Origin of the sequence: Leclercia sp. M50, assembly GCF_037150775.1 — a bacterium.
Lineage (GTDB): Bacteria > Pseudomonadota > Gammaproteobacteria > Enterobacterales > Enterobacteriaceae > Enterobacter.
Window position 1 is genome coordinate 1 of sequence record NZ_JBBCPK010000019.1, and the last position, 15,496, is coordinate 15,496.

The 15,496-nt window shown below is 57.2% G+C and carries 18 protein-coding genes; 9 read left to right on the plus strand and 9 right to left on the minus strand.

Going from position 1 to position 15,496, the window contains the following annotated elements:
* From WFM46_RS06735 to mtr, 5 genes are all read left to right on the plus strand, one after another.
* Positions 1-945 (plus strand): polyribonucleotide nucleotidyltransferase (locus tag WFM46_RS06735; RefSeq protein ID WP_336997292.1); only part of this gene is annotated, 945 nt, incomplete at its 5' end.
* A 110-nt stretch (positions 946-1,055) separates the two neighbouring features.
* On the plus strand, positions 1,056-1,940 hold the full coding sequence (nlpI, locus tag WFM46_RS06740) for a lipoprotein NlpI (RefSeq protein ID WP_103177162.1): 885 nt from the start codon (positions 1,056-1,058) through the stop codon (positions 1,938-1,940).
* Between the two features lie 106 nt (positions 1,941-2,046).
* Positions 2,047-2,127 (plus strand): protein YrbN, encoded by an 81-nt coding sequence (gene yrbN, locus WFM46_RS23815; RefSeq protein WP_103177161.1) that lies wholly within the window; start codon positions 2,047-2,049, stop codon positions 2,125-2,127.
* Positions 2,120-4,018 (plus strand): DEAD/DEAH family ATP-dependent RNA helicase, encoded by a 1,899-nt coding sequence (locus WFM46_RS06745; RefSeq protein WP_103177160.1) that lies wholly within the window; start codon positions 2,120-2,122, stop codon positions 4,016-4,018. Before yrbN ends, WFM46_RS06745 begins: the two co-directional genes overlap by 8 nt.
* 143 nt (positions 4,019-4,161) lie before the next feature.
* Positions 4,162-5,406, plus strand: a complete 1,245-nt coding sequence (gene mtr / locus WFM46_RS06750; protein ID WP_336997293.1) for a tryptophan permease — start codon at positions 4,162-4,164, stop codon at positions 5,404-5,406.
* 82 nt (positions 5,407-5,488) lie between these two features.
* Here the strand turns inward: mtr and WFM46_RS06755 are convergent, their stop codons facing one another.
* The 3 genes from WFM46_RS06755 to ubiU all read right to left on the minus strand — a co-directional run bounded on the left by WFM46_RS06755 (position 5,489) and on the right by ubiU (position 8,457).
* Positions 5,489-6,496 carry a luciferase-like monooxygenase gene (locus tag WFM46_RS06755; RefSeq protein WP_103824913.1) on the minus strand — a complete coding sequence of 336 codons (1,008 nt, stop codon included), beginning with the start codon at positions 6,494-6,496 and terminating at the stop codon, positions 5,489-5,491.
* Between the two features lie 78 nt (positions 6,497-6,574).
* Entirely contained in the window at positions 6,575-7,453 is an 879-nt protein-coding gene (locus WFM46_RS06760) for a U32 family peptidase (RefSeq protein ID WP_336997294.1), read from the minus strand.
* An 8-nt stretch (positions 7,454-7,461) separates the two neighbouring features.
* A complete protein-coding gene (gene ubiU, locus WFM46_RS06765; protein ID WP_103177156.1) occupies positions 7,462-8,457 on the minus strand; it encodes a ubiquinone anaerobic biosynthesis protein UbiU in 996 nt (331 codons plus the stop codon).
* A 220-nt stretch (positions 8,458-8,677) separates the two neighbouring features.
* On the opposite strand from ubiU, the gene ubiT reads away from it, so the two are divergent.
* Both ubiT and WFM46_RS06775 read left to right on the plus strand, forming a co-directional pair.
* Complete coding sequence (gene ubiT, locus WFM46_RS06770; RefSeq protein ID WP_103824910.1) at positions 8,678-9,202, plus strand: ubiquinone anaerobic biosynthesis accessory factor UbiT; 525 nt, start codon at positions 8,678-8,680, stop codon at positions 9,200-9,202.
* On the plus strand, positions 9,196-9,699 hold the full coding sequence (locus tag WFM46_RS06775) for a GNAT family N-acetyltransferase (protein WP_103177154.1): 504 nt from the start codon (positions 9,196-9,198) through the stop codon (positions 9,697-9,699). Before ubiT ends, WFM46_RS06775 begins: the two co-directional genes overlap by 7 nt.
* Here the strand turns inward: WFM46_RS06775 and WFM46_RS06780 are convergent.
* Positions 9,686-9,985, minus strand: coding sequence for a GIY-YIG nuclease family protein (locus tag WFM46_RS06780; protein ID WP_103177153.1), 300 nt, complete (start codon positions 9,983-9,985; stop codon positions 9,686-9,688). The two genes, WFM46_RS06775 and WFM46_RS06780, sit on opposite strands and share 14 nt — an antisense overlap.
* 55 nt (positions 9,986-10,040) lie before the next feature.
* Here WFM46_RS06780 and WFM46_RS06785 point away from each other — a divergent pair, with 55 nt between their 5' ends.
* Entirely contained in the window at positions 10,041-10,469 is a 429-nt protein-coding gene (locus WFM46_RS06785; RefSeq protein WP_336997295.1) for a YhbP family protein, read from the plus strand.
* Here WFM46_RS06785 and WFM46_RS06790 read toward each other — a convergent pair.
* Complete coding sequence (locus tag WFM46_RS06790; protein WP_103824906.1) at positions 10,455-10,973, minus strand: type 1 glutamine amidotransferase domain-containing protein; 519 nt, start codon at positions 10,971-10,973, stop codon at positions 10,455-10,457. The genes WFM46_RS06785 and WFM46_RS06790 overlap by 15 nt on opposite strands.
* Before the next feature lie 126 nt (positions 10,974-11,099).
* On the opposite strand from WFM46_RS06790, the gene WFM46_RS06795 reads away from it, so the two are divergent.
* Positions 11,100-11,744: an NAD(P)H-binding protein gene (locus tag WFM46_RS06795; protein WP_336997296.1), complete on the plus strand. Its 645-nt coding sequence runs from the start codon at positions 11,100-11,102 to the stop codon at positions 11,742-11,744.
* A gap of 33 nt (positions 11,745-11,777) precedes the next feature.
* Here the strand turns inward: WFM46_RS06795 and dolP are convergent, their stop codons facing one another.
* The 4 genes from dolP to WFM46_RS06815 are packed head-to-tail and all read right to left on the minus strand — an operon-like array spanning position 11,778 to position 15,445.
* Entirely contained in the window at positions 11,778-12,353 is a 576-nt protein-coding gene (dolP, locus tag WFM46_RS06800; protein ID WP_103177149.1) for a division/outer membrane stress-associated lipid-binding lipoprotein, read from the minus strand.
* A gap of 9 nt (positions 12,354-12,362) precedes the next feature.
* On the minus strand, positions 12,363-12,953 hold the full coding sequence (diaA, locus tag WFM46_RS06805; protein ID WP_032614385.1) for a DnaA initiator-associating protein DiaA: 591 nt from the start codon (positions 12,951-12,953) through the stop codon (positions 12,363-12,365).
* Positions 12,954-12,974: 21 nt separating this feature from the next.
* The gene (locus WFM46_RS06810) at positions 12,975-13,370 is read right to left on the minus strand and encodes a YraN family protein (protein WP_103177148.1); all 396 of its coding nucleotides are present in this window, start codon (positions 13,368-13,370) and stop codon (positions 12,975-12,977) included.
* Complete coding sequence (locus WFM46_RS06815) at positions 13,328-15,445, minus strand: penicillin-binding protein activator (protein ID WP_336997297.1); 2,118 nt, start codon at positions 15,443-15,445, stop codon at positions 13,328-13,330. The genes WFM46_RS06810 and WFM46_RS06815 overlap by 43 nt, the downstream gene beginning before the upstream one ends.
* Positions 15,446-15,496 lie beyond the last annotated feature (51 nt).

The window sequence follows — 15,496 nt, forward strand, 5'->3', positions numbered from 1 at the left end:
TGTCGTGAAATTGGTCACGGTCGTCTGGCGAAGCGCGGCGTGCTGGCTGTGATGCCAGATGCTGATAAATTCCCGTACACCGTTCGTGTGGTTTCTGAAATCACCGAATCTAACGGTTCCTCTTCTATGGCTTCCGTGTGCGGTGCTTCTCTGGCACTGATGGATGCGGGCGTACCGGTGAAAGCGGCCGTTGCGGGTATCGCAATGGGTCTGGTGAAAGAAGGCGACAACTTCGTTGTTCTGTCTGACATCCTGGGCGACGAAGATCACCTGGGTGACATGGACTTCAAAGTCGCGGGTTCCCGCGAAGGTATCTCTGCCCTGCAGATGGATATCAAAATTGAAGGCATCACCAAAGAGATCATGCAGGTTGCGCTGAACCAGGCTAAAGGTGCACGTCTGCACATCCTGGGCGTGATGGAACAGGCGATCAACGCCCCGCGTGGCGATATTTCTCAGTTCGCTCCACGTATCCACACCATTAAGATCAGCCCGGACAAGATCAAAGACGTTATCGGTAAAGGCGGTTCTGTTATCCGTGCCCTGACCGAAGAGACTGGCACCACCATCGAAATCGAAGATGACGGTACTGTGAAGATCGCAGCGACCGACGGCGAGAAAGCGAAATACGCTATCCGTCGTATCGAAGAGATCACTGCCGAGATCGAAGTGGGCCGTGTCTACAATGGTAAAGTGACCCGTATCGTTGACTTTGGCGCATTCGTTGCCATCGGTGGCGGTAAAGAAGGTCTGGTTCACATCTCTCAGATCGCTGACAAGCGCGTTGAGAAAGTGACCGATTACCTGCAGATGGGTCAGGAAGTGCCGGTTAAAGTTCTCGAAGTTGACCGTCAGGGCCGTATTCGTCTGAGCATCAAAGAAGCGACCGAGCAGTCTCAGCCTGCCGCTGCGCCGGAAGCTCCGGCTGGCGAACAGGGCGAGTAAGGTTGCCGTTTGCCCCCCGTGCAAGCGGGGGGCTTGTTATCAGGCAGGACGCCTTGTTAAGCCGCCGGGGGACAGGACGTTCATCCAATAGTTGTCTTCGGGAGTGGGAAATGAAGCCTTTTCTGCGCTGGTGTTTCGTTGCGACAGCTTTGACGCTGGCAGGATGCAGCAACTCTGCCTGGCGTAAAAGTGAAGTCCTCGCAGTGCCACTGCAACCGACTTTGCAGCAGGAAGTGATTCTGGCACGCATGGAACAAATTCTTGCCAGTCGGGCTTTAACCGATGACGAACGCGCACAGCTTTTATATGAGCGCGGAGTGTTGTATGATAGTCTCGGTCTGAGGGCACTGGCGCGAAATGATTTTTCACAAGCGTTGGCGATCCGACCGGATATGCCTGAAGTATTCAATTACTTAGGCATTTATTTAACGCAGGCAGGCAATTTTGATGCTGCCTATGAAGCGTTTGATTCTGTACTTGAGCTTGATCCAACTTACAACTACGCGCACTTGAATCGCGGTATCGCATTGTATTACGGCGGTCGTGACAAGTTAGCGCAAGATGATCTGCTGGCGTTTTATCAAGACGATCCTAACGATCCTTTCCGTAGCCTGTGGCTTTTCATTGTTGAGCAGAAGCTCGACGAAAAGCAGGCTAAAGATGCGTTAAAGCAACGCTTCGACAAATCGGACAAGGAGCAGTGGGGATGGAATATTGTCGAGTTCTACCTGGGCGACATTAGCGAAGCAACGCTAATGGAACGCTTGAAGGCGGACGCAACGGATAACACCTCGCTCGCTGAGCATCTCAGTGAAACCAACTTCTATTTAGGTAAGTACTACCTAAGTCTGGGGGATACGGACAGCGCTACGGCACTGTTCAAGTTAGCGGTTGCTAACAACGTACACAACTACGTTGAGCACCGTTATGCATTGTTGGAATTATCGCTCTTGGGCCAGGAGCATGACGACCTGGCAGAATCGGACCAGCAATAGCTGACGACATAAACATCAGCCCGTAATCTTTTGATTGCCATCACCTTTACTGGTGAGGGCGTTGTTGTTCGTCAATACACCTACTTTGAGCCGGTTCACACTTTCAATGAAAATTACTGAAAATTTTCACGATAAGTTATGTAGACTGGCCGCCATTGACATTGAGGCACTCGTACTACATGGCTGAATTCGAAACCACTTTTGCAGATCTGGGCCTGAAGGCTCCTATCCTTGAAGCCCTTAACGATCTGGGTTACGAAAAACCATCTCCGATCCAGGCAGAATGTATCCCACATCTGCTCTCTGGTCGTGACGTGCTGGGCATGGCCCAGACTGGTAGCGGTAAAACCGCAGCGTTCTCGCTGCCGCTGCTGAATAACATTGACCCGGACCTGCGTGCACCGCAGATCCTCGTACTGGCTCCGACCCGTGAACTGGCTGTTCAGGTGGCGGAAGCTATGACTGAATTCTCTAAACACATGCGCGGCGTAAACGTGGTTGCCCTTTACGGCGGCCAGCGTTATGACGTGCAGTTACGCGCCCTGCGTCAGGGTCCACAGATCGTCGTCGGTACGCCGGGTCGTCTGCTGGATCACCTGAAACGCGGTACGCTGGATCTCTCTAAACTGAGCGGTCTGGTACTGGATGAAGCTGACGAAATGCTCCGCATGGGCTTCATCGAAGACGTAGAAACCATCATGGCGCAGATCCCGGAAGGTCATCAGACCGCCCTGTTCTCTGCCACCATGCCGGAAGCGATCCGTCGCATTACCCGCCGCTTCATGAAAGAGCCGCAGGAAGTGCGCATCCAGTCCAGCGTGACCACTCGCCCGGACATCAGCCAGAGCTACTGGTCTGTGTACGGTATGCGTAAAAACGAAGCGCTGGTGCGTTTCCTGGAAGCAGAAGATTTTGATGCGGCGATCATCTTCGTTCGTACCAAAAATGCGACCCTGGAAGTGGCAGAAGCCCTGGAGCGTAGCGGCTACAACAGCGCAGCGCTGAACGGCGACATGAACCAGGCGCTGCGTGAGCAGACGCTGGAGCGTCTGAAAGACGGTCGTCTGGATATCCTGATTGCAACCGACGTGGCAGCACGTGGTCTGGACGTTGAACGTATCAGCCTGGTTGTTAACTACGACATCCCGATGGACTCCGAGTCTTACGTTCACCGTATCGGCCGTACCGGTCGTGCAGGTCGTGCGGGCCGTGCGCTGCTGTTCGTTGAGAACCGCGAGCGTCGTCTGCTGCGTAACATCGAACGCACCATGAAGCTGACCATTCCAGAAGCAGACCTGCCAAACGCAGAGCTGCTGGGCAAACGCCGTCTGGAAAAATTCGCCGCGAAAGTCCAGCAGCAGCTGGAGAGCAGCGATCTGGATCAGTACCGTGCGCTGCTGACGCAGATCCAGCCGACCGCCGAAGGCGAAGAGCTGGATATCGAAACGCTGGCCGCTGCACTGCTGAAGATGGCGCAGGGCGAACGTTCTCTGATCGTGCCGCCAGATGCACCGATGCGTCCTAAGCGTGAGTTCCGTGACCGTGACGATCGTTTCGAACGTCGTGGCGACCGCAACGATCGTGGCCCGCGTGGCGACCGTCCAGAGCGTGGTGGTGAAGACCGTCCACGTCGCGAACGTCGTGATGCTGGCGAAATGGAACTGTACCGCATTGAAGTGGGTCGTGATGATGGTGTTGAAGTTCGTCATATCGTTGGCGCGATTGCTAACGAAGGCGACATCAGCAGCCGTTACATCGGTAACATCAAGCTGTTCGGTACCCACTCCACCATCGAACTGCCAAAAGGTATGCCGGGCGAGGTTCTGCAGCACTTTACCCGTACCCGCATCCTGAACAAGCCGATGAACATGCAGCTGCTGGGCGATGCTCAGCCGCGTCCGGACCGTGGCGGCGAACGTCGTGGCGGTGGCCGCAGCTTCGGTGGCGAGCGTCGTGAAGGCGGTCGTGGACCTCGTCGTGAAGGGGCTGCACCAGGTGCAGGCCGTTTCAGCGGTGAGCGTCGTGAAAGCCGTGGCCCACGTCGCGAAGATGGCCCGGTTCGTCGTCGTGACGCGTAATCTTCACGCCCTGTAGCGTAAAGTAAAATATACAGCCCCGATATTTTTATCGGGGCTTTTTTTATTTCTTTTGTACTATTGTACTGGTACAGTGCAGCACATTAAGATGCAGGTCCCAAATTATTGACTGGAGAAAAGGCTGTATGGCGACACTAACCACCACCCAAACGTCACCTTCACTGCTCGGCGGTGTGGTGATCATCGGCGGCACCATCATAGGTGCGGGGATGTTCTCCCTGCCGGTGGTCATGTCCGGGGCGTGGTTCTTCTGGTCGCTGGCGGCGCTGGTCTTTACCTGGTTCTGTATGCTGCACTCGGGGCTGATGATCCTCGAAGCTAATCTCAACTACCGCATTGGGTCGAGCTTTGACACCATCACCCGCGACCTGCTGGGCAAGCGCTGGAATATCGTCAACGGTATCTCCATTGCCTTTGTGCTCTATATCCTGACCTACGCCTATATCTCGGCGAGCGGTTCGATTCTGCATCACACCTTCGCAGAGATGTCGCTGAACGTACCGGCGCGGCTGGCGGGGCTCTGCTTCGCCCTGGGTGTGGCGTTTATCGTCTGGATGAGTACCAAAGCGGTGAGCCGGATGACGGCCATTGTGCTGGGCGCCAAAGTCATCACCTTTTTCCTGACCTTCGGCAGCCTGCTGGGGCATGTTACGCCCGCCACGCTGTTTAACGTGGCGCAGAGCAACACGTCGTATTCACCCTATCTGCTGATGACCCTGCCGTTCTGTCTGGCGTCGTTTGGCTATCACGGTAATGTGCCGAGCCTGATGAAATATTACGGCAAAGATCCGCGCACCATCACCCGCTGCCTGGTCTACGGCACGCTGCTGGCGCTGGGGCTGTATGTCATCTGGCTGCTGGGGACGATGGGTAACATTCCGCGTCCGGAGTTCATCGGCATTGCGCAGAAGGGCGGGAATATTGATGTGCTGGTGCAGGCGCTGAGTGGCGTGCTCAACAGCCGCAGTCTGGACCTGCTGCTGGTGATCTTCTCCAACTTCGCCGTGGCGAGCTCGTTCCTTGGCGTGACCCTGGGGCTGTTTGACTATCTGGCCGATCTCTGTGGCTTTGATGACTCTGCGCTGGGGCGTCTGAAAACCGCGCTGCTGACCTTCCTGCCGCCGGTCATTGGTGGCCTGCTGTGGCCGAACGGTTTCCTGTATGCCATTGGCTATGCGGGGCTGGCGGCAACGATTTGGGCGGCGATTGTTCCGGCGCTGCTGGCGCGTAAATCACGCAAGCGCTTCGGTAGCCCAAAATTCCGCGTCTGGGGCGGCAAGCCGATGATTGCGCTGATCCTGGTGTTCGGTATCGGCAACGCAGTGGTCCACATGCTGTCGAGCTTAAATCTGCTGCCTGTATATCAGTGAACATAATGCCCGGTGGCGCTTCGCTTACCGGGCCTACAGGGATGGAGTAGGCCGGGCAAGCGCAGCGCCGCCCGGCAAAAAACTACCCCACCAGCTCCTCTTTCACCTGCATCGCCAGATCGAACGAATGCAGACGCGCCTGGTGATCGAAGATCTGGCCGTTGACCATGATCTCATCAGCCTGCGTCTCACGCAGCACCGCTTCCAGCCCGTGACGCACCTTCGCTTTATCCCCTACCAGCGACATGCTTAACGCCTGCTGCACGCCATACTGTTCTGATGCCGACCATAGCTGGTGCATATTCTCCACCGGCGGTGGCAGTTGCCCCGTCTCGCCGCGGCGCAGCTTCATAAAGGCCTGCTGCATGGAGGTAAACAGGAATTCCGCATCGCGGTTGCTGTCAGCGGCAATGATGTTGATGCACACCATCGCATACGGTTTTTCCAGCCGCGCCGAAGGCTTAAAGTTAGTGCGATAGAGATGCAGCGCCTGGTGCAGCATATCCGGCGCAAAGTGCGAGGCAAACGCAAACGGCAGGCCCAGCTGCGCGGCCAGCTGCGCGCTGTAGAGGCTGGAGCCTAACAGCCACACCGGGATCTGCTCGCCGTAGCCCGGCACCGGACGCACCTGCGGATTTGGGTCACGGGCATCAAACCACTCCACCAGTTCAAGCACGTCGCGGGGGAAGTTATCGATGTCACCGCTCATATGGCGACGCAGGGCGCGCATGGTAGGCTGATCGCTGCCCGGTGCGCGACCCAGTCCCAGGTCGATACGGCCCGGATAGAGGGTATTGAGGGTGCCAAACTGCTCGGCAATAACCAGCGGCGAATGGTTAGGCAGCATCACGCCGCCCGAGCCTAAATGGAGCGTCGTGGTATTCGCCGCCAGATAGCCGAGCAGCACTGAGGTGGCGGCGCTGGCGATCCCGACCATATTGTGGTGTTCCGCCAGCCAGTAGCGATGATAGCCGCGCTGTTCAGCCAGGCGGGCGAGATCCAGTGAGTGGGTAAAGGCTTCCCTTGCCGAGGAGCCTTCAGGGATCGGCGCCAGGTCCAGCACCGAAAACGGAATGGATTTATCAGTCATAGCAGCTCACTTTGTCGACGGTGAATCTTTAATAGTGCATTAAAATTTTACAGTCGTTGTTAACAAAGTGAGCCTTTTTTAGTCCTGCAGCTCCAGCCCGGCGAGACGTCGCCAGTAGCCGTTGCACTCGCTGTTCGCCGTCAGCGGCAGTGGGGCAGCGCCATTTTCATTGGCGCGGAAGGCGTCGATCATGGCGAAGGTATCGGTGCCCAGCGGCGACAGACGCACCATATCCACCAGCCCTTTCATTGAGGCCAGTTCGTTGCCGAGGTTGTAAACGTAGCCGCTCATGGTCTGAATGCCGTTGAGGACAAACACCTGCTGGTTCTCCTGCGACAGCATACTGCGTCCGTTGGGGTATTTGATGCAGCAGGTTTCGCACTCATCTTTCGGCAGGTTCTCTGAACGCGCGGTAAAGCAGCGGGCGGAGTAAGCCAGCGGCAGATGCCCGTAGCTGAGCACTTCCACTTCAAACTGATTGCGGATCCCCAGCTCGTCGCACTGCGCCAGGATGTTCACCAGCCAGTCTCGGGAGAGTTCCACCGGCATACACCAGCGCGTCATCCCCTGTCTGAGCAGCAGGCGCAGCGCCACGGCGTTGTAGCAGTTCAGCGCATGCCCGGCGACAAACGGCAACTTGCGCTCGGCGCACAGGTTCACTACGCCGAGATCGCTGGCCTCCAGCAGAAATTCACCGTTCTCCACGTAGCGCTTGAGCTCATTCAGTTCTGACGAGGCCTGAACCAGCGCCAGTGTAGAGAGCACGACCTGCTTGCCACTGTCGGCCAGGGTTTTCGCCATCTCCAGCCAGTCACCCACCTTTGTAGCGCGACGCTTACTACAGACCGCCTCGCCGAGGTAGATCACATCCGCCTGGCTGGTTGCCGCCTGCTGATAAAAGTCTTCCAGCGTCTCTTTCGACCAGTAATAGAGCACCGGTCCTAATGAATATTTCATGCTTTATCTCACTGCCATTTACGGTGATACGCACCCAGCGTGGTCTGCGTGCCTTCGGACATCGAGCCGAGCGTCTCCATCCACGCCGGTTCTGGCGTATAGCTCTGCGGATTTGCCATGCAGCGATCGATCGCCTGGCGCCACACTTTTGCCACCTGGCTGACATAGGCCGGGCTGCGCTGGCGTCCTTCGATTTTCACCGAGGCGATATTGGCGGCCAGCAGTTCCGGCAGCAGTTCAAGGGTGTTCAGGCTGGTGGGCTCCTCCAGTGCATGGTAGCGCTCGCCATCCACCAGATAGCGACCTTTGCACAGCGTCGGATAGCCGGCGTTTTCATCATCCTGATAGCGGTCGATCAGCACCTCGTTCAGACGCGACTCCAGCCCCTGCGGGGTTTGCTGCCAGCGCACGTAGCGGGCAGGGGAGCAGGCGCCCACGGTGTTGGGCGATTCCCCGGTGAGATAAGAAGAGAGGTAGCAACGCCCTTCAGCCATGATGCACAGGCTGCCAAAGGCAAAAACTTCCAGCGGAACTGGCGTGACCCGCGCCAGTTGCTTAACCTGATGAATAGAGAGCACGCGCGGCAGCACCACGCGCGACACCTCAAAATGTCGATGATAAAAGCGTATGGCCTCTTCGTTGGTAGCAGACGCCTGTACGGAGACATGGCGCTCAATGTGGGGATAGCGTTCTGCGGCATACTCCAGCATGGCGAGATCGGCCAGAATCAGGGCGTCGGCACCCAGCTGTGCCGCCATATCCACCGCGCGCTGCCAGCGTTGATAGCCGTCGGGGTGGGCAAAGGTATTGATAGCGATATGCAGTTTACGGCGATGAAGATGTACGAAGCTCACCGCTTCCTGCAGTTTTTTCTCGGTAAAATTGAGACCAGCGAAGTGACGGGCATTGGTATCGTCCTTCAGCCCGATATAAACCGCATCGGCGCCGTTTTCGATGGCCGCCTTTAGCGCCGGTAAGTTCCCGGCAGGGCAGAGCAGCTCCATAATTTATCCTGACGTTCGCAGCCCCAGAGGGATGCAAAATTGTTATCGAACAGGGATTTTAATTAACCATCCGGCGACAATTTTTGATTTAAGGCAGCTAATGGCGTATTGATGACACCAATAATGGGTTACGCCGGATGTCAGTTTGTTGATTTACCCCGCTATACCGACGACTGGATATGGCAAAATATCAGGACCATAGATATCAGGAGTATTGCTCGTGCTGGATAAACTGCGTTCACGTCTCGTACAATTTGGCCCGTCGCTGCTGAGCGTGCCGGTTAAGCTCGCGCCCTTTGCCCTGAAGCGCCAGGTACTGGAGCAGGTGCTCAGCTGGCAATTCCGCCAGGCGCTGGCGGATGGCGAGCTGGAATTTCTTGAAGGGCGCTGGTTACGTATCGAGGTGCGGGATATTGGTCTGCGCTGGTACACCTCCGTTGAAAATGAACAGCTGGTGGTGCGCGAATCCGCCGAGGCGGACGTCAGCTTTAGCGCTGACGCCAGCGATCTGCTGATGATCGCGGCACGCAAGCAGGATCCCGACACGCTCTTCTTCCAGCGTCGTCTGGTGATTGAAGGCGATACCGAGTTAGGTCTGTATGTCAAAAACCTGATGGATGCGATTGAACTGGAACAGATGCCGAAGCCGCTGCGCGTGGCCCTGTTGCAACTGGCCGATTTTGTCGAGGCGGGTCTGAAAACTCCGCCGGAAAGTAAACACACTTCTGTAGGTGAGCCATGTTGATTCGAGTAGAAATTGGCATCGATGCCCCGGGTATTGACGCCTTATTACGCCGGTCGTTTGAAGGGGAAGGTGAAGCGCAACTGGTTCGCGATCTTCGTGAAGACGGCCTGATTACGCTGGGTCTGGTCGCCACCGATGATGAAGGTCAGGTCGTTGGCTACGTGGCCTTTAGCCCGGTCATCGTGCAGGGCGAAGAGCTGCAGTGGGTTGCCATGGCGCCGCTGGCGGTGGATGAAAACTATCGCGGACAGGGCCTGGCGCGCCAGCTGGTCTACGAAGGGCTGGATTCACTCAATGAGTTTGGCTACGCCGCGGTCGTGACGCTGGGCGATCCGGACTTCTACAGCCGTTTAGGCTTCGAGAAAGCGGCACATTACGATCTGCGTTGCCGCTGGCCGGGCACCGAGTCGGCTTTCCAGGTCCACCGTCTGGCCGACGATGCGCTTAACGGCGTGAGCGGCCTGGTGGAATACCACGATCGCTTCAATAGCTTTTAACCGGCGGCCTTTGCAGGCTCTCGCGTAGCGCCTCAAACGTCCCGTCTCCGCTGACGAGGCGCTCTTTCTGGCGCTTCGTGAGCTGTTTAATGCGGTACTCCAGCCGGAGCGCCAGCGAGCGATCGCCTGCGACCGCGGAAAACGCCAGCGTCAGCTCTCCTTTACCCCTCAACGCCTTCGCCCCTTTTCCCGTCTGATGTTGCAGGAAGCGGCGCGGCACATCGGTTGTGATGCCCGTATAGAGCGCATTATCAGCGGTTCGAACAAGATAGAGAAACCAGCACACGGCGACAGATTCAGTATGTTAAGGTGAGTGCACCTTAGCATGAGAGAGAAGCGAAATGAAAACTCTGGCCGCCATCAACCACTGGCTGGCGAAGCAGCACGTGGTCACCTGGTGCGTACACCATGACGATGAGCTGTGGTGTGCCAATGCCTTTTACTATTATGACCCGCAGCGCGTCGCGTTCTACGTCTTAAGCGAAGACAAAACCCGTCATGCGCAGATGAGCGGCAAACAGGCGAAAGTTGCAGGCACCGTCAACGGGCAGCCCAAAACCGTGGCGTTAATCCGCGGGGTGCAGTTCAAAGGGGAGATTCGTCGTCTGGAAGGAGAGGAAAGCGACGTGATGCGCAAGCACTATCTTCGTCGCTTTCCGGTTGCCGCTGCCATGCCAGCTCCGGTATGGGAGATCCGTCTGGATGAACTGAAGTTCACTGACAACACGTTAGGCTTTGGCAAAAAACATCACTGGCTACGCGCCGAGTAAGCGCAACGCCTCACGGTTAAAGGCGATAAGATCTTCTGGCGTCCGGCTGGTAACCAGCTGATCGTTATCGATGACTACCTCCTGATCGTGAAAATCGGCCCCGGCGTTTTTCAGATCGATGGCGATCGATTTCACGCCCGTCAGTTTACGTCCGCGCACAACCTCAGCGCTGATGAGCAGCTGTGGACCGTGGCAGATAGCAAAGACCGGTTTCCCGCTGGAGACAAAATCCCGGGTAAAGGTCACGAAACGCGTATCGCTGCGTAGCGAGTCCGGGGAGTGCCCACCCGGCAGTAACAGGGCGTCAAAGTCAGACGGGCTCACCTCATCGATGGTTTTATCGATGGTCACGCTGGCCTCGCCCTTATGGCCTTTTACCGTTTTGCCTGCCTCTTTTTCAATGGTGATCACCTCATGGCCCGCCTTACGAAACGCCTCGGCAGGTGAGGTAAATTCTGAATCTTCAAACTCGTCGGTAATCAAGACCGCAATTTTCTTGCTCATGCTTCCTCCGTTGTTTTGGCTTCAGACAGCTTTTTTCCAGCTTGTGGTAAATACTTAACGTTCAGACCACTAAGTGTGGTTGAGCGGCATGAAATCGCATACGGACTAATCTGCAAAGGAGGAGTAATGAGTCAGGTTTTAATTACCGGCGCGACCGGCCTTGTGGGTGGGCACCTGCTGCGTATGCTAATCCAGGAGCAGAAGATCAACTATATCGCCGCCCCGACGCGTCGCCCGCTGAGCGATATCGAAGGGGTGTTTAATCCCCACGATCCGCAGCTGACCGATGCGCTGGCACAGGTTCAGGATCCGGTAGATACCGTCTTTTGCTGTCTGGGCACCACCCGGCGTGAGGCGGGCAGCAAAGAGGCCTTTATCCATGCCGATTACACGCTGGTGGTGGATACTGCGCTGACCGGCAAACGACTCGGGGCGAAGCATTTCCTGGTAGTGAGCGCCATGGGAGCTAACGCGCATTCACCGTTCTTCTACAACAAGGTGAAAGGCAAAATGGAAGAGGCCCTGATCGCCCAGAAGTGGGAGCGGCTCACCATTGTGCGTCCTTCAATGCTGCTGGGGGAGCGGGAGAAGCATCGCTTCAGCGAGTCGCTGTTTTCCCCGCTGTTCAGTCTGCTGCCCGGCAACTGGAAGTCTGTCGAGGCGCGGGATGTGGCGCAGGTTATGCTGCAGGAGGCGCTGGGTGCAGCACCGGCAGGAGTCAATGTTATTCCGTCGGCGAAAATCAGGGAGCAGGCGCAGGGAGAGGAATGAGCGCCCTCTGCCAGCGGCAGAGGGCGGGGGAGATTACTTGATGTAGGTGAAGGCGGTAGTCACGTGTTTCACGCCGCTCACCCGGCTGGCGATATCCGCCGCCGCTTTACCTTCACGCTCGGTCACCAGGCCGAGCAGGAAGACTTCGCTGTTCTCGGTGGTCACTTTCACGTTAGAGGATTTCACCTGATCGCTACCCAGCAGCTGGGAGCGCACTTTGGTGGTGATCCAGGTGTCATTTGAGGCGGCACCCAGGCCAATCGGCTGGCCCTGACGTATTTCGTTAAATACCTCGGTCGTCCCTTCTACACCCATCGCAATTTGCTTCGCGCGGGAGGCAAGTTCGGTATTCGGCGCCTGGCCGGCCAGTAAAACCTTGCCCTGATAAGCCGTTACGTTAATACGCGCTTCTTTCTTAATCTGTTGGTCTTTGGAGAGTGCGCTGTTCACGCGCAGTTCAAGGGTGCCGTCATCCACCTGCGTGCCCACGGTACGCGGGTCAGTCGCGGCTTTGGTACTCACTGCGGCGGTACCCACTACCGCTGCAGCCACACATCCCTGAAGCAGCAGCGCAGAAATAAGGACTGCGAGGGGCGAAAGTGCCTTCATGTTTACTCCTTAATCATCCTGGTGAGGGAAAAGCGTGTTATCGATCAGATCGCATAAACAGTTCACCGTCAGCATATGCATCTCCTGAATGCGCGCGCTGCGGTGGGAAGGAATACGGATCTCAACATCATGCGGACCTAACAGCCCTGCCAGCTCACCGCCGTCGTAACCGGTCAGCGCAACGATGGTCATATCGCGCGTGACGGCCGCTTCCACGGCTTTCACGATGTCACGGCTGTTGCCGCGCGTGGAGATGGCCAGCAGGACATCACCGGCATGCCCTAACGCGCGCACCTGCTTGGCGTAGATCTCATCATGAAGACGATCGTTGGCAATCGCCGTTAAGACCACGTTATCGGTATTAAGTGCAATGGCAGGTAAACTGGGGCGCTCTGTCTCAAAACGATTGATCATACTGGCAGCAAAATGCTGTGCGTTGGCGGCCGAGGTGCCATTACCACAACAGAGAATTTTGTTGCCGTTAAGCAGGGACTGAACCAGCGTCATCGCCGCGCGGGAGATGGCGTCCGGCAGCGCTTCTGCTGCTGCAATCTGAGTCTGAATGCTTTCCGTGAAGCAAACCTTAATTCTTTCGAGCACGGTATCCCTTAACGATCTGATTTACGCGTCTTCGCCGAAGGCGTTTTTGAACCATTCGATGGCGTTTCCGGTGAAGGCTACCACATCGAACCGGCAATCCACAGTGTCAAAGCTGCCATTATGCCGGGCAAGCCACAACTGGGCGGTGTGTAACAATTTTTGTTGCTTGGCCCGGGTCACGCTGGCGGCGGCCCCGCCGTAACGGGATGACTGGCGGTAGCGCACCTCAATGAACACGATGGACGGGCCGTCCTGCATGATAAGGTCAATTTCACCGCCGCGTCCGCGAACGTTGGCGGCGATAAAGCGCAGTCCTTTGCGCTCAAGCCAGCGACGCGCCTGTAATTCGCGCGCGTCGCCGGTCTGTTTGCGGGTTAACTGGCCGGAACGATCTGTCCCTGCTGGTATTTGAGCCATGATAACTTCCTGTTAATCACGCAGTCCTGAGTGGCGGTGAGATCGCCGGTGTTGCCGTTAAGGGTAAAGCCCGGCACCTGGCGCATCTGGGTGAAGTGGTTCGCCAGCGCCCAGGCATCCACGCCCATGGCATACAGGCGCGCCAGCGAGTAGTCGTTACGCACGCTGCTGAGCGCCTGCTGCATCAGCTCTGGGTTTGCCCCTGCGAGCATCGGGATTTCGCTGTACTGCAGCCCTTCCATCTCAAGACGGAAGTCCGGGCCTGCGGTGCCCTGTGCGCTGCGTGAGCTGGCGTACAGCGACACGCCCGCCTGGCTGCCGTTACGCATGGCGATCATCGGTTTGATAAAGGCGATCTCTTCCGGGGTGGCGACAATGTAGGCCGCATCGACGTTACCGCCGCCGCTGATCTGCGCATCCGTTGGCGGAGCCGGGATAGTCAGACCACCAATCGTCACGCTCTGCTGCTGTGGCAGGCTGGCAGTCACCGGGCTACCGCTGAGGGCAATACCCGCTCCGCCGTTCACGCCTGCGCGCAGTTCTGAGGCTGAGCCAAATTTCTGCTGCAGGACGATGCCGCCACCCAGCTGTTGCCACTCCTGGGCAAAGGCAGTCGCGACGCGATCGCCCAGTTGGCTGCGCGGGATGAGCAGCAGGGGAGCCTGCTTACCTTGCTCATGGATATGGCGGGCCGCATCGCGGGCTTCGTCTTCTGGCGACAGGGCAAAGTAGCAGACGTTAGGGCGATTCTGCACCTGCTCCGGCTGGTTCAGCGCCAGCACGTTCAGCGGTGTGTTGCTTCTCACCAGCTCGTCCACGTTGTTTTTCAGCAGCGGGCCTACCACGATGCTGGCGCCATCCTGCTGCACCTGACTCAGCACCTGATCGAGCGGCTGGTTGCTGGTGTCATACACTTTTATCTCCGCAGATGGGTTACCCATGGCCTGTGGTTGGGCGACGGTCTGCGTCTCTTGTGTCGTGACCGGAGTCTGCACCGGCTCCTGCACATCGCCTTCCTGTACGTTGCCTTCCGGCGCGGCGACAGGTTGCGGAGTGGCAGGGGCCTGCACCGGATTCTGAAGCGTGCCTGGCTGAGCTGCGACAGGCTGGGTTGCGGTCAGATCGTTGGTTTCGGCACTGGATGGGCTCACCACATCACCGGCATTAGCGGCCTGGGCGACCTGGGCGGGAACCGCGCTGCCCGCGACGGCGGCAGTACCGTTTTTCGCCGCTTCAAAACCCTGCTGGATCGTGCGGCCAAAGACGGCGGCCTGGCCACCTAATGGCAGCAGCAGGGCGATTTTGCTGGTGGAGGCTGGCTTGAAGTTCTGTACATTAACCAGTTGCGTTGGCAGCATGCTTGCGCCCGGGTTATTCGGATAGCGGGTTTGCCAGTCTTTGATCCCGGCCTTCAGCATATCCGGATCGTTGCGGTTATCGAACCAGACGCGCTGCAGATCCAGCCAGCCCTGCAGGATATTTTCGTCGGCGTTAATCACCAGCGCGTTAGCCTGATCGGGATTCATGGCGGAGAGCGTCTGCCAGGTGGCATCGATATTTTTCTGTTTTTCCGCGGCGGAGAGCAGCGGCTCCTGGGCGATCAACGCCCGCAGCAGCGTCAGGGAAGGACGCCCCTGCTCAGCGGCGATACCGGCCTGCCAGAAACGCGCCTGCTGATTTTTATCCAGCGCGCTGATGTCGATATTGCCGAGGAGCTTCTTAGCGCCGGCAGCATCGTTCTGCGCAATTTTCAGCTCGGCGGCCAGCAGGGACTGTTCGCGACGCTGGGTATCGGTCAGATCCTGCGGCAACTGGTTAAACAGATCGGTGGCATGCTGGGTTTTACCCTCTTTCAGCAGTGCACGAATGGCGAGTAATTGCCAGTTGATCCTGGTATCATTCGAGCTCTGCTCCATCTGGTGCAGATAGAAGCCGGAGTCAGCCTGGGCTGTACCCTCCATGTGGGCAGCACTTTGATCGGGCGACTGTGTGCCACAGCCTGCAAAGAACAGGGCTGCCAGCACCAGCGGAAGGCTGCGCGTGGCTTTATTATGAAAAAACGTTAAGGGTACCATACTGTATCCAGTGATATTTTTTACGCAATGCTCAATATTAAATCGGCAATA